General features: G+C 61.6%; 17 protein-coding genes. 4 read left to right on the top strand and 13 right to left on the bottom strand.

The features are described from left to right. Positions 1-88: 88 nt before the first annotated feature. Positions 89-727, bottom strand: coding sequence for a DEAD/DEAH box helicase family protein (locus tag GNK13_RS20990; protein WP_235935384.1), 639 nt, complete (start codon positions 725-727; stop codon positions 89-91). Between GNK13_RS20990 and GNK13_RS20985 the strand changes: the two genes are divergently transcribed. After that, entirely contained in the window at positions 684-1,541 is an 858-nt protein-coding gene (locus GNK13_RS20985) for a hypothetical protein (RefSeq protein WP_164104581.1), read from the top strand. The genes GNK13_RS20990 and GNK13_RS20985 overlap by 44 nt on opposite strands. Here GNK13_RS20985 and GNK13_RS20980 read toward each other — a convergent pair. Further along, positions 1,510-1,743 carry a helix-turn-helix domain-containing protein gene (locus GNK13_RS20980; protein WP_235935379.1) on the bottom strand — a complete coding sequence of 78 codons (234 nt, stop codon included), beginning with the start codon at positions 1,741-1,743 and terminating at the stop codon, positions 1,510-1,512. The two genes, GNK13_RS20985 and GNK13_RS20980, sit on opposite strands and share 32 nt — an antisense overlap. A gap of 305 nt (positions 1,744-2,048) precedes the next feature. On the opposite strand from GNK13_RS20980, the gene GNK13_RS20975 reads away from it, so the two are divergent. Continuing rightward, positions 2,049-2,270 (top strand): hypothetical protein, encoded by a 222-nt coding sequence (locus tag GNK13_RS20975; protein WP_164104579.1) that lies wholly within the window; start codon positions 2,049-2,051, stop codon positions 2,268-2,270. A 309-nt stretch (positions 2,271-2,579) separates the two neighbouring features. On the opposite strand, the gene GNK13_RS20970 is transcribed toward GNK13_RS20975, so the two are convergent. The 5 genes from GNK13_RS20970 to GNK13_RS20950 all read right to left on the bottom strand — a co-directional run bounded on the left by GNK13_RS20970 (position 2,580) and on the right by GNK13_RS20950 (position 6,215). Beyond that, positions 2,580-3,053, bottom strand: coding sequence for a hypothetical protein (locus GNK13_RS20970; RefSeq protein WP_164104577.1), 474 nt, complete (start codon positions 3,051-3,053; stop codon positions 2,580-2,582). A 49-nt stretch (positions 3,054-3,102) separates the two neighbouring features. Continuing rightward, entirely contained in the window at positions 3,103-4,488 is a 1,386-nt protein-coding gene (locus tag GNK13_RS20965) for a hypothetical protein (protein ID WP_164104575.1), read from the bottom strand. Between the two features lie 141 nt (positions 4,489-4,629). After that, a complete protein-coding gene (locus tag GNK13_RS20960) occupies positions 4,630-4,839 on the bottom strand; it encodes a hypothetical protein (protein WP_164104574.1) in 210 nt (69 codons plus the stop codon). Between the two features lie 137 nt (positions 4,840-4,976). Beyond that, the gene (locus GNK13_RS20955; protein WP_164104572.1) at positions 4,977-5,237 is read right to left on the bottom strand and encodes a hypothetical protein; all 261 of its coding nucleotides are present in this window, start codon (positions 5,235-5,237) and stop codon (positions 4,977-4,979) included. Positions 5,238-5,246: 9 nt separating this feature from the next. Continuing rightward, positions 5,247-6,215, bottom strand: coding sequence for a hypothetical protein (locus GNK13_RS20950; protein WP_164104570.1), 969 nt, complete (start codon positions 6,213-6,215; stop codon positions 5,247-5,249). 213 nt (positions 6,216-6,428) lie between these two features. Here GNK13_RS20950 and GNK13_RS20945 point away from each other — a divergent pair, with 213 nt between their 5' ends. After that, complete coding sequence (locus GNK13_RS20945; protein WP_164104568.1) at positions 6,429-6,884, top strand: hypothetical protein; 456 nt, start codon at positions 6,429-6,431, stop codon at positions 6,882-6,884. Between the two features lie 48 nt (positions 6,885-6,932). On the opposite strand, the gene GNK13_RS20940 is transcribed toward GNK13_RS20945, so the two are convergent. Together GNK13_RS20940 and GNK13_RS20935 are read right to left on the bottom strand one after the other, a co-directional pair. After that, positions 6,933-7,226, bottom strand: coding sequence for a hypothetical protein (locus tag GNK13_RS20940; protein WP_164104567.1), 294 nt, complete (start codon positions 7,224-7,226; stop codon positions 6,933-6,935). A gap of 349 nt (positions 7,227-7,575) precedes the next feature. Beyond that, positions 7,576-8,082: a hypothetical protein gene (locus GNK13_RS20935; RefSeq protein WP_164104565.1), complete on the bottom strand. Its 507-nt coding sequence runs from the start codon at positions 8,080-8,082 to the stop codon at positions 7,576-7,578. Between GNK13_RS20935 and GNK13_RS20930 the strand changes: the two genes are divergently transcribed. Beyond that, complete coding sequence (locus GNK13_RS20930; RefSeq protein WP_164104563.1) at positions 8,081-8,272, top strand: hypothetical protein; 192 nt, start codon at positions 8,081-8,083, stop codon at positions 8,270-8,272. The genes GNK13_RS20935 and GNK13_RS20930 overlap by 2 nt on opposite strands. Here the strand turns inward: GNK13_RS20930 and GNK13_RS20925 are convergent. From GNK13_RS20925 to GNK13_RS20910, 4 genes are all read right to left on the bottom strand, one after another. After that, positions 8,269-9,759 (bottom strand): AAA family ATPase, encoded by a 1,491-nt coding sequence (locus tag GNK13_RS20925; RefSeq protein ID WP_164104561.1) that lies wholly within the window; start codon positions 9,757-9,759, stop codon positions 8,269-8,271. The two genes, GNK13_RS20930 and GNK13_RS20925, sit on opposite strands and share 4 nt — an antisense overlap. A 167-nt stretch (positions 9,760-9,926) precedes the next feature. Continuing rightward, positions 9,927-10,118, bottom strand: a complete 192-nt coding sequence (locus GNK13_RS20920) for a DUF2997 domain-containing protein (protein WP_164104559.1) — start codon at positions 10,116-10,118, stop codon at positions 9,927-9,929. Then, positions 10,115-10,483: a DUF1257 domain-containing protein gene (locus GNK13_RS20915; RefSeq protein WP_164104557.1), complete on the bottom strand. Its 369-nt coding sequence runs from the start codon at positions 10,481-10,483 to the stop codon at positions 10,115-10,117. Before GNK13_RS20915 ends, GNK13_RS20920 begins: the two co-directional genes overlap by 4 nt. 294 nt (positions 10,484-10,777) lie before the next feature. After that, the gene (locus GNK13_RS20910) at positions 10,778-11,332 is read right to left on the bottom strand and encodes a response regulator (protein ID WP_164104555.1); all 555 of its coding nucleotides are present in this window, start codon (positions 11,330-11,332) and stop codon (positions 10,778-10,780) included. Positions 11,333-11,829: the final 497 nt, after the last annotated feature.

Genomic DNA, 11,829 nt, shown 5'->3' with positions numbered 1-11,829 from the left:
CGCTTCTTCGACTGACTCATGCGAGCTCTCCTAGGGAAACCGAGCCCGTCAATCGTAACTTACCGAAAGTCCCATTTCCGCTGACGCACTACACGACGGTGTCTTTGTTGAACAGCCACTTGTTCACCGCCGCCGGGTCGACTTGGTCCGGTGCTCCTTCCTCTTCGTCCCACTCGAGCGAATCCCAGCGTTCCTTGTCTTCTTCCGACAGATCCTCGTACTTGATCCCGTCGCGCTGAAACTTCAGCGGCACGGAAACGGCTTTTGGAGGAACGAGAAAGCCATCGCCGACCGCGTCGTCCAACTCGTAGGCGTCGGTGGGGACGCCGCTTTCGAGATCGAACAGCCCGTAGGTGTTCCGGTCCACCTCCGCCTTGGGTGTCGCGGTTAGCCCGACCAGCAGCGAATCGAAATAATCGAAGATGGCCCGGTACTTCTGGAACACTGAACGATGGGCCTCGTCGATGATCACCAGATCGAAATGGCCAACGCCGAACCGCCGGCGGGCGCCGACCATCTCGTTGATCATCCCCATCATCGTCGGGTAGGTCGAGACGAAGACACGCCCTTCGCCCTTCCGCTCGGTGACCAGGTTGACCGGCGACGAATCGGGCAGGAACTTTTTGAACGCGTTCGTTGCCTGATTCACCAGCGCGACACGGTCGGCCAAGAAAAGGATGTGCTTGGCCCAGTTGCAGCGGATCAGCAAATCGCACAGTGCGATCACTGGAGCCACGGAGCCCGCCGGTATCCGAGTCGCCTACGAGTATCGCAAGGACCGGTTCGTGTTCGTGCGACAGAAGGAATTCAACCACGCGACGACGCGCAACTCCGGCGAGAGCAACCTCGAGTACCTGGTGCGGATGCGGCGTGAATTCGTCGACTTGGCCTTGCAGTGCCGGCAGCAGCGGTTCTACACCGCCGACGAAATCAACCGGCTGTATGCCGCATTCTCCCTCTACAAGCAGATCAACCCGACAGCGACCAGCTACACAATCAGCGACGAAAGAATGGGGGTCGGATATTCGGAGACCCTGTCCGGCTACATCGTCGGAGATGTGGAGGTACCCGCAACGGCGTCCGCGGAGATCGAGAGAGCTGTCAACAGCAACTTCAACGAAGCGGGGCCCGTATCCGAGGCGATGTATCCGGCCGTCACGGTTCGCATCGATGTCGAAGCACGAACGGCCACAATCAACGGGGTCACGCTTTCCGCGACCGATTTCCGAGATTTGCTGCTGGCGATCGGAGGCCGAGGAGCGATGCTCGATTTCGAAGGCTACACTGCCTCTGGAGCTCGTCGATTACGTTACGGAACCCGAGAGCGATCCCGACGCCGGCATCGAGATCCGGTTTTGATCCAGCTGCGGAATGGTCGATCGGGACCGATCGTGAGGTGGCAACTGAACCGTGGCGTCCGCACCGATCGCAGTTTCCCCTCCGAATCAGCCCCACTAGCCAGTCAAGTTTCGGCGGGTAACGGCACGCCGACACGGATAGCCATCCGATTCAGATGCCCTTCATCAGGCAAGCGATCGTAACGTCCAGTGTCCGTGCGATTCGCTCGATGTTCCGCAGCGCCACATTCCTCTCACCGCGTTCAATTCCACCGACGTAGGTCCGATCGAGGCCGCACTGCAGCGCGAACTCTTCCTGTGACCAGCCTCGCTGCTTCCGCAATTCACGCACGCGATCGCCGAATCGCTCAAGAATATCCACTGGCGGGCTCATGCCGCGGATCATCTCTCGGTGGACGACGATGGGTCCACGGACTATAAGTATCATTCATGCCCCCCCCTTTCAGCCGGAGGGCACGGGCGATCGGGGAGAAGTGCTGTGAATGACGGAAACCTGCAGAAGCGAGTGAGCAAACGTGCGGTGCCCGGAAAGCGAAACTGCAGTGAGCACCACGACGACCACGTCGCCGACTCGCGGTGTCTCAGGATGCGCGGCGAGATTCCATCGCACTATTTCACACTCGCGTTGTTCGTAGACCAACAGCACCCTGCTAAATAGACGACATTTCTGAGACAACAAGGAATATTTGCATGAATGAACCGAGAAAAGAGAACGACCGAGGGATAATGGCCGTGACTGGCGCTGCAATGGTTATTTTTGGCCTCTTGGCTCTCTCAGGAAATGCCGACACATCTGACCTTCGCGGCAAGATGGGCATCGTTGCATTTCTGCCCTTTGGCGGACTAATAATGGTGATTCTAGGAGCGCTATTCGTTTACAACTACTTTAAGCCATTCGATATCGATCAATGAGATTTCTCGATCGGTCAATTTTCCGAGGCTTTAACTTCCGTACTGCTTCGTGGCAGAAAATCGGGTAAGGGCGGCCATTGCTGACCGCCCTCCCCACACCACCGTGAGCTCCTTCGAGCATCCGGCGCATCGAAATCTCGCTCCACCGCCTTCCTGATGGCTAAAAAATGACTTGCCTTGTTCCGGCCTCAGATCATGTGAAGAGACCCCGCACCCGATAGCCGCTGAGTCATCAGCCGCTTGAGGTGCGGAGCCTCTGAAACAATTCAGAGCAATGTTTGGCATTGTTACACAAACTAATGGGTCGTATTAGCCAACCGATTGCGCGTCGAATTGCTCCTTGAGCACATCAATCAACTGGCTTGCCTGACGCAGGTCCAGACCCTCGGGTGAATGGACGCCATATCGCTCGTTCAGCTCTGAGGCGAGCTGAATTCCGGCGCGGTGAGCGATCGCTCGGATCGCTTTCACTTGGGCGGCGGTTGCCGGCCGAGGGGAATTGGTGGTGGAGACGCGGGGCCCGGCAGTGGGAGGGGGAGACGTGTAAGTTCGGTTGTTTCTTTGGTGAGCAATGGAGGCTGCAGCCGGTGATTGCGCCAGCTCTTCCTCTACGGCTTGCCGGCAGGCGGCGAAGGCTTCTTGGGCTCGCTGCTGGAAACGTGCGGGATCATGCGAGAGGGTCGCGAAATCCAGCTCAACTTCCACGTGGCAACTGGCCCCACGCGAGCCGTAGTTCGACTCGCCGATCTTGCGGCTGAGCCCCACGTTCAGTTTCATCGACATCTCGGTCTCTCCTTGTGGGTGTGTGGGCGGTGGATCGGACAAGCCCCGCTCAGGCGGCGGCTTGATCCTGGAGTCTTTCGGTCGATCCGACAGCGGAAGGCAGGTGGCTGGTCGACGGGCGACGCTTGAGGTCCTGGGCCAGTGCAGTGGTTCTGCGGAGCAGCTCACGCAGTGACTCCTCGAGTGCCTCGACGTGCTCCGTCACGCGGGTCAGGCTCGCCGCTTCGTGCTCCGCCGCCGCACGACTGGTGACTGCGGGAGTCACGGCCGAGAATCTGCGGCTGTTTTGCTGGCGGGTGGGCGAGACTGGCCGTGCGCTCTCGGCCGGCGATTCGATCCTCACGGCGGCCGGATCGGCAAGGATTGCTCCCTCTTTGCTGAGCAGGCTCCAGACATACACCCGGCGTGCGTCTCGGCAGCAGGCGGGCGACTCCGCTCCGGCGAACTCCACGTCGCGGAATCCCATTCGCACGGCTCGCGCGAGAAAGTCGCGGTTGGTGTTGAAGCGGAGGGCTTCCCCTTCACGCCGCGAGCCAGTGAGCACGACCTCGGTCGGAGCCGGTTGATCGCTACTCTTCGCGCGAATGGCGACCGAGCCGTTGAGCTCCACGGTGACGGGCGAGTTGAGCTCGTCGCTCGAAGGAATCCGCCGCAAAGCTCGCTTCAGGAACGATGCGTCGCTGACGGACAGACGCAGCGTCGACTGGGTTCGGCTCGGCTGGGGAATGCAGTCGTCGACTCGGGGGTACCGTCCCGCCTTCTCGATCCGGAGGTGAATCGTCCAGGGACCGCGGCGAAGGACGACCCAGTCATCGGTGCTGCCGATCTCGAGCGGTCCGCCGGTCTCGAGATCCGGGCAACCAAAGACGCGGCAGGCGGGGACGAGTCGCTCGTCGTCCCAGGGAAAGTGAAACCCGTCCTGGACGAAGAGCTGTCGGCCGTCGGTGCCGGCGATTTGGCCGTCGCTGCCGCGCAGCCGGATGCAGTTCAGCACGTACCGAGACGATTCGCTGTCGGTCGTCTCGACAGCTTCCCTCAGTGCCGAGAGCAGGGCATCGGCATCATTCGCCAGCATCGTCTTGGGAAGCGGCAGTGGTTCATCGTTGTCCGTGATCTGAAACCGAGCGATCTGCGGGATACCGGCGTCGGTCCAGCGGGCTACGATCTCATCACCTTCGCGTTCGAGGGTGACCAGTTCGTGCTTCGTTCCCTCGCACCGCTTGAGCAGCTCAAAGGGAACAGCGAACGACTCGGAACCGGATGCAGTGGAATGTTGGTAGGCGACCGCCGCGTCGTGGCCGACGATGGCGATCGTGACTCCTCCGTCGCCGGCGCGGAACTGAACGGAAGGCGTGTGGCTGCGGGGTGCAATGCCGAGGGTACGGCTGAAGACGATACGCAGCCGGCGGGCGAGTGAGTGGGGGATGGTGATCAATGAGTCTCTCCTGGTTGGGGTACCGCCGCTCGGCAGAGAGCCAGCGGCGAGCCTGGTGAGCAACAAAAGAATCAGCCCCGCCTCACTGAAGACGTGCGGTCCGATGAGGCGGGGCTGAGAGAGAAAGAGCGACTGGAACCATCAGACGGCGATCGACGGCTCTCGCTGTTCGAAGAAGGCCAGGTTGCGGTACAGCTCCAGTTCGTCCCAGTCGACCGTGCTGGGCTCGAGGCTTTCATCATCGAAGTCTTCCACTTCGAGCATCCCGGCTTGGAAGCCGAGGCGGCTGATCTCCGACAGCGAGTCGCCCGTGGCGTGAGCAATCGCGTGATTGAGTTCGCTCTGAGTCATAGCGCTAATTCCTTGAGATAGGAGAATGGGAGAAATAGCGCCGCCCCCATCGCGGGGCGGCATGAGAAAACACACCGCCCCACGAATCGGGGCACGTCAGAAACAGAAACAAAAACAGCCCGCGGCGAAGCGGGCTGTCATCGGGCAGCTGATAGAGTGCTCGGCGTGAGCCAGTGCTCTTCGAGCCAGCGGAACTCGGCGTCCAAGGCCTCGCTACGGCAGGCGAATGGCCCCAGCACCGGGCCGTTCACAGGTGACAAGTCGGCCGTCCACTGGCCGTCGCCAGTTGGCTCCACATGCGAACCACGTTCGATCGCCAGCCGGCCGAGCTGGTGAAGATCGAGCTGTTCTGAGTAGATGCAGCGGACCGAGCCGCTGGGGGTGATGACGAGTTGCATTTGCACTCCCTAGCGAGGGCGGCGGAGGATGTTGCGCCGCGGCCGGTCGGTCATCCAGCCTTCGAGCGACGCTTCGACTCGCGTCAGCTCCTGAGCGACCTGCTGCCGCAGTCGGTCCCGGTCCCGCAGATCCTGGGGCCCAACGCCCCGGATAACCGACCGAGCCTGCTCGACGAGCTGGTCGAGCTGATCGTTCGAGCGGACGTTGAGTCGCTGGAAGCGGTCGAAGAACTCGTTCAGGTTTGTGACAGCCGAGTCGCGGAAGACCTTCGGTTTACCGTCGACTTCACCGGTGAGCCGGTCGGCCAAGTGGGTCACGAGCTGCGACAGCTCATCGGCAAATGCCTGTTCGGCCATCTGGACCGCTTCCTCGAAGCGGCTGCGGACCCGCTGGCATTCCGCTTCGTAGAGCTGTGGACTGACCGAGCGCAAATACTCCGGCGGCTCAACGCTCGGATAGTCCCACTCGATCGCAAATAGCTCGCTGAGACTCGGCGGGTAATCCGAGGCGTCGAACAGATCTCCGAGCCGTTGTCGGGCCTGATCGACCAGTTCGCCGTAGCAGCGGTCGAGCTCCGCCACAGCCTCCTGTAGCTCGATGCGCACGCTCGCCATGTGGACGTCGAACGCGGGAACGTCTTGGCGGCGCAGCAGCCGCACGCCCGGCTCGATGTACGGCAGCGTGCTCCCGCGCCAGTAGGCGACCGCTTGACTGCGGACCGCGGTGACGGCTTTGAAAGCCGGGTGGGAGGTGTCGAGCAGCTTCTTGGCGGCGGAGACGCTTTTGGTGTCCGCCTCGAACGCATCGGCGGCGACCTGCCGCTGGTGCTGGCTGAGCGTCTTGCGGACTCCCGGCCAGCGGATGTGAAGCCGGACGGCAGTCGTCTCGGACTTCAGCTGTTCGCTGGCGGTGGTGTGGGACTGTGCGGGGCTTTGGGTACGGGGTTCGGCTTGGGGTTCATCTAAGAGTGTGCTCATCACGAATTCCAGAGGAGGTTAGAAAATGAAAACCGCCCGCCTGGAACCAGTCCAAGCGGGCGGTGCGGAAAGACGGTATGAATACCGGTAGACGGGGTAGCGATAACCCGCCTCGGTGATTCTGGATGCAATCAGTTCTGAGCGAGGACGAAGCTCCTATTTCCTGCGCAAGCGTGGTCCCCAAATGTGGTGACCAAAGCCATTGAGAATGCCATGATCCGCTGCATTCCCAAAGGACTTTGCTCCTGGAACTACCGCTTGCACGCAGGCGGGCATTCGGCCCGGATCGAAATCAACTGGACCAGTGAGCAGGGAGCACTGGAGATCGACGGCGAACGTTACGAGATCCAGAAGCACGGTCCACTGAGCGGACACTGGACACTGACTGCCGGTTCGAAACAGCTCGCATCAGCCAAAAAGATCAGTGCTTTTACGCGAACAATCGAGCTGGACACCGAGTCAGGCACCGTGACGTTGAGCGCCGAGTCCGCGTTCGGACGAACCATGCTCCTCGCGGGGGCCGGCTTCGACGCAGTCATCGCACCGGCACATCCCTTCACACGGAGAGCTTCGATCACCGGAACCATTGGCGACTTTCGCACTGTTTGCTTTGCGTTCTGGCTCACAGTGTTGCTCTGGCGGCGGGCGGCGCAGAGCAGCCACTCGTGAGTTACGGGCCCGGGTCTCGGCTGACCAGCGTTGGCAGCCGCAACCGAATCATCCGAGCAGCACGGTTCCCACTGAAAATCCGTCCCTGGCTAACTGACGAGCGAGGCGTCGATCCTTGAACAAGAGCGGAGCAGCGATGCGTTCCGTGCTGCGGTTGTACGGGACGTACCGTACCGCCGAATGCTCGAAGAGCAATGCAAGGTTTTGCACCTGGCGAGCTGACAGATGCTTCTCGATCGTCTCATCGAAGTAGCGATCCGCCACATCACCAGCCGGGCATATCTCCTCCCGCCAGAACTGGAGAGCCGCCCGCACTGTCGCTAGCTGTACTTCGGACAGCATGAAAATGTCTCCTGGCGTGGGGACTGCGGACCACAGCGGAACACCGTGACCGCAATCATGACTGGGGACCAATTACCCATTGGCCCGGCGCCGGCACTTTGCAGGCGTCGGACAGACGAGCCTGGCCGCGGCCGCTCTCGCGCGGCGCTTTGCAATACTGCGGCCGAGGAGCTGCACTCCGTGCCGGAACGTCGGGTCGCGAATCAGTAACCGGAGCGTGACAAGCGCGAGCCGGACTCCCACCTCGCGCATGAGCGACCCCAGCGAAGGCCGTACAGTCACAGCCATAAAACACCTCCATCGATTGAGAAACATTGGGGCCTGGTGCAGAACACGGAAGTGAGAAGATTCACTCGCGGACCTGGAGGCCCGGCAGCCTCTTGATGGTTGACCCGAGCAGCTTCGGCTTTGGTGCTGGTGGTTGCCGGTCGAGCCAGTCTTCGATCAACACCTCCGAGAGCTGTCGGTCCTCGGGCGTCTCTCGCGTCCGCAGCACGAACCACGCAAAGACGGCCAGCGGCGTTAGACAGACGAGCGCCGTGCCGACCCGCAGAATGGCTTCCGCGACGACTGGAGCGACAGCTTGTTTGCGGACGAACGCTTGCTGATCGGCGTGCAGCTGATCGCGCCGTCGATCGAGCTCCCCGCGAGCATCCTCGAGCTTGAGCTGCAGCGTCGCCCAGTCGGCTCTAGCTGACGCGTCGTGCTCGACCAGATGTCGACTTCCCGAAGCCACGTCGGCTTGCATGTCCGCGAGCCGCTCGAAGTGACGACTGGAAAGGTCGCTGCGGTTTCGGCACCCGAACACCAGCAAGAAAAAGAGCAGGATCAGAGGGATCGGGTTTGGTGCTTTCATGGCATCTCATCTGCGCGACACGAGTAAGCAGGACCAGCAGCCCACGGCGCCGATGCCGTTCGCGGAGCGCCAAAAACATCGCGCCCGCGGTGGCCAAGGCCAGCAGAAATACGAGGGTTGGTTCCAAGTGATTGCTCCCTTGAGAAAGTGGTGGGGGAAGAGTGCTGAGCTCGGCGCCCAGCTGGTTTAGTTCTCCGACGGCTCACCGCGAGTGACCCTGCGGCGCTGCTTGCCTGCCGGCTTCGCACCCGAGTAGATGCCCCCGGAGTCCGCGTCCAAGCAGCGGCCGCTGGCCCACTGCCGCAGCCGCGTGACCGATTCAGCCGAAGTCACCGCCACCGGCACGACGTTCTTGGCGGCCTCTGCTAGCGGCAGGTCCAGTAGCGCCGCCAGCCGACAGCAGGAGCGGATCTCCGCTCCGGTCCAGTCGTCGTCCCGCGGACGCTGCTGGTCGGCATCGACTCCGAAGTAGGTGACGTACATCTGCCAGATCGCATCCTTCTGTTCCCGCTGGGGCAAGTCCAGAAAGAACACTCCGTCAAACCTCTCACTCCGCGAGAACTCGGGCGGGAGCTTCGTGACGTCGTTCGCCGTGCAGACCACGAACACATCCGATTCGTGATCGTTCAGCCACGATAAGAACGTCCCAAACATTCGGGCCGAGACGCCGCTGTCGTTTTGGCCCGAGCCGCCGACTCCGGCGAACGCTTTGTCGACTTCATCCAGCATCGCCACGCAAGGCGCCATCGCGTCGATGGTGCGGAGAGCGTGACGAGTTCGCTCTTCGGATTGCCCAACGAGACTCCCCATCAAACTGCCGACATCGAGGATCAGCACCGGCCGCCCAACCTCCTTGCCGAGCGTCTTGCAGAACTGGCTCTTCCCGCAGCCAGGCGGCGACAATAGCAACACGCCGCGGGCCTTTGCCGAAGCGGCGACTCGGGGGCTCCGCAGCAGCGCCCGACGTGTGAACGCCTTCAGCGCCGACAGCCCGCCGAGATTGCTGAAGTTCTCTTCGCCGCGGTACAGCGAGAGGAGCCCCGACTTCTTGAGCGTCTGCGTCTTGAACTCCCAGATCGTGTCGGGACGGATGCATCCGTGACGCACGAGCGACAGCGAGAAGGCGGCTTCGGCTTCGTAGCGGGTCAGTCCCACGGCCGCGTCCAACACGCGGTCCATCTCACTCTCCTGAGGAAGTTCACCTTCTTCGGTGGCGATACTCCGCGCCAGGACGTCCAGTTGCTCTCGAGTAGGCGGTTCGTGATCGATGATCACGAACAGCTTTTCGAGTTCGACCGGCAGCTGGATGACAGGCGAGAGGACGACCACGAACGTGCGGTGCAGCTTGCCGTCGATGACTGCCCGGCTGACCGCTTGCACGATCTCCGCCGAGCCGAGGAAGCGGTGATAATTCTGGAGGACCAAGAGCGTCGTGCCAGCTTCGTCGGAGCCCGCGATTGAGCCTAGCGCCCGCACAGCGGAGAGGGGATCTGACGCGTTGGCCTGTGCGTCCTGGCCGCTTAGGCCTTGGTCGACATCCCACAGGACCATCCGCCAATCTTCGCGCTGGCAGAGTACACCGATCTCCGCGACCGCGTCCTGGTGTTCATGGGACTGAATCCAGATTCCGGTGAAGCAGGCCCGGACGAGTTCATCCAGCCGTTGAGTGAGCGTCATAGAGAATCTCCATGGGACGATGGTTCGAGGACAAAAGAAGTGAGCGCAGCGAGACCGCCTGCACGCCCTCTAGAAAGTGCCCACCAATAGGCGGGCCGCGGCCAGAGAGAGGTGGCCGCAGAGCGAATGATCGCGAGCCGATGGTGACCGACTCTGCGCTTCAGCACCTACTGCTGATGGTGCTGCTGATTCGCCTGAGATGCAGTCTGGTGCATCTCGGCCGTCGGCGTATCCGACTGCTTTGCACCGATCGCCTGTTCGAGCAACCGGCTCGCATCACGGCACTCGTTGCCACTGAACCCTTTGGTTTCGAGCCGCGACGATCCATCGGGCGAAACGGTGATTTCGATGGTCTTCATGCAGCACCTCCGACCTGAACCGTGAGCTTGATGCTGCCATCGCCCAGCGTCTGCTCGCTGACGCTGTGTCCCTGTTTCCGAGCTTCAACCTTCGCTTTCTCGACCGCATAGGCCTGCAGAAGCTGATCGAGATACCGCTGCTCACCCCAGCGGCCCTGGTAGTTGTCGAAGTGGGCTTCGCCGCTGCCGGTATCAAAGACCACCGGGTATCGCCAATTGGTCAGCGGCACCGACCATCCAGTCTGCTCGGAGCTGAACAGCCGCACCTTTCCGTACTGAGGGCTGGGCACCGACAGTCGCGCCGTAGCCAATCGAAGTGCAGCGAGATCGCGCACCTCCGTCCGAATCCGAACGACGTGGGACATATGCAAAACTCCAAGAGATAGACACATCCGCGGCTTCACGTGCGTCAGAACGCACGACTCGGCCGCGGAACGAAGTGAATCCCGAGCCAGAGAAACCTAGCCTCGGGTACATCGTGTCTATATGGAGCAAAAGGGCCGGAAATTTAGTTTAGTTGGGGCCTGTCTCGCGGCCCCTCCGGATCAACACCTTGCCGAGTGCGCAGTCAAACCTCCTGCACGGCGACACCCTAGCCACCGCTAGTGGATTGGGCTGAGCGGCCGCAGCGATTGAAAGCACAGGTCGATCGATCGCACTCAAGCGACCGGGTTGCCGCTCCGCTCGAGATTTTGGCCACGCATGAGCCCGTCTTCGAACTGGCGGCTGGCAAGCGGCGCCGATCGTCCCACTGCGTGCAACACTGCGTGGACGAGAGGTTTTACCTGACCTTTCGTCTCCACCAAGTCACTCAGCTTGGACGCCTGCCCCCACAGGCGATCGCGGTGTGAGACGCTAGTGAGGTAGAGAATGACGCCATACCACGGAGGGCGTCCGCACAGCTTACCGGCACATCGCCATCCGCTCTGATACCGCTGGTCGCCGCCGATTACCAGAAGCTCAATTTCGTTTCGACGAGCTAAATGCACTGCTTCGTAGACATCGGATGCTTGCAGGACCTCAAACCCCGCAGCAACCAGTTCTGCTGCCAACTTGCCTCGAAACGAGTGGGGTTCGTCTACCAGCAGCACACGCCGCTGGTCGCTGGGAGGTGGTGTAAGAGGCCGCTCGTCGGCGGTCGTCCGGGTGGCGAGTGTCGGCGTGATCCAAAAGGGATTGGAGGGAAACGCGGTATTATCCTGATACAGCAACATGAGAGAGTTCCTTCTGTGATAGCGCCAAATGGCGTCTGCAATGCAATTGAGAAAGACCGGCAGCCACACGCTCGACAGACGTGCTGCGTGTTCGGTCGCGGTCCCACCGAGAAGGTCACCCGAGCCAGATGACCGGAACGGGACCGCTCAACATTGCCAGCGGCAGAAGGAAATGCAGAAGCTGGGCACGACGCGGCGAGCAATGACGCCTCGACCGAGGTGCATCGAGAGTTTCGCACCGGCCGCGTCTGACGCAGAACCACTCGCGAGACCATGGCCAGTGGGCGTGCCTTCTCGCGGCTCAGAGACGCTGATGCGAGCCGAAATCCAGGCCACAATATCGGTGTGGCAGCAGTCGCACTCTTCGCGCGGCGACAGTGCGTTTGCCAAGCACGAATGACTCGCGGGGCCGCAACACGCAGGGGCAACCGTCGCACCGCAACGCAGGGTCTCCTCGCCCCCGCAATCTCCCTCAGCCGCGACGACTGCTTGAGCCG

This window comes from Candidatus Laterigemmans baculatus (genome assembly GCF_010367455.1).
GTDB classification, from domain to species: domain Bacteria; phylum Planctomycetota; class Planctomycetia; order Pirellulales; family Pirellulaceae; genus Laterigemmans; species Laterigemmans baculatus.
The sequence above is the reverse complement of the archived record's forward strand: the minus strand, read 5'-3'. Positions and strand labels throughout refer to the sequence as shown.

Coding starts and splice junctions, on each gene's coding strand:
- GNK13_RS20980 (WP_235935379.1), bottom strand. CDS start 1,743: ATGATCCGCGGCATGAGCCCGCCAGTGGATATTCTTGAGCGATTCGGC.
- GNK13_RS20975 (WP_164104579.1), top strand. CDS start 2,049: ATGAATGAACCGAGAAAAGAGAACGACCGAGGGATAATGGCCGTGACT.
- GNK13_RS20970 (WP_164104577.1), bottom strand. CDS start 3,053: ATGTCGATGAAACTGAACGTGGGGCTCAGCCGCAAGATCGGCGAGTCG.
- GNK13_RS20960 (WP_164104574.1), bottom strand. CDS start 4,839: ATGACTCAGAGCGAACTCAATCACGCGATTGCTCACGCCACGGGCGAC.
- GNK13_RS20955 (WP_164104572.1), bottom strand. CDS start 5,237: ATGCAACTCGTCATCACCCCCAGCGGCTCGGTCCGCTGCATCTACTCA.
- GNK13_RS20950 (WP_164104570.1), bottom strand. CDS start 6,215: ATGAGCACACTCTTAGATGAACCCCAAGCCGAACCCCGTACCCAAAGC.
- GNK13_RS20945 (WP_164104568.1), top strand. CDS start 6,429: ATGATCCGCTGCATTCCCAAAGGACTTTGCTCCTGGAACTACCGCTTG.
- GNK13_RS20940 (WP_164104567.1), bottom strand. CDS start 7,226: ATGCTGTCCGAAGTACAGCTAGCGACAGTGCGGGCGGCTCTCCAGTTC.
- GNK13_RS20930 (WP_164104563.1), top strand. CDS start 8,081: ATGGCATCTCATCTGCGCGACACGAGTAAGCAGGACCAGCAGCCCACG.
- GNK13_RS20935 (WP_164104565.1), bottom strand. CDS start 8,082: ATGAAAGCACCAAACCCGATCCCTCTGATCCTGCTCTTTTTCTTGCTG.
- GNK13_RS20925 (WP_164104561.1), bottom strand. CDS start 9,759: ATGACGCTCACTCAACGGCTGGATGAACTCGTCCGGGCCTGCTTCACC.
- GNK13_RS20920 (WP_164104559.1), bottom strand. CDS start 10,118: ATGAAGACCATCGAAATCACCGTTTCGCCCGATGGATCGTCGCGGCTC.
- GNK13_RS20915 (WP_164104557.1), bottom strand. CDS start 10,483: ATGTCCCACGTCGTTCGGATTCGGACGGAGGTGCGCGATCTCGCTGCA.
- GNK13_RS20910 (WP_164104555.1), bottom strand. CDS start 11,332: ATGTTGCTGTATCAGGATAATACCGCGTTTCCCTCCAATCCCTTTTGG.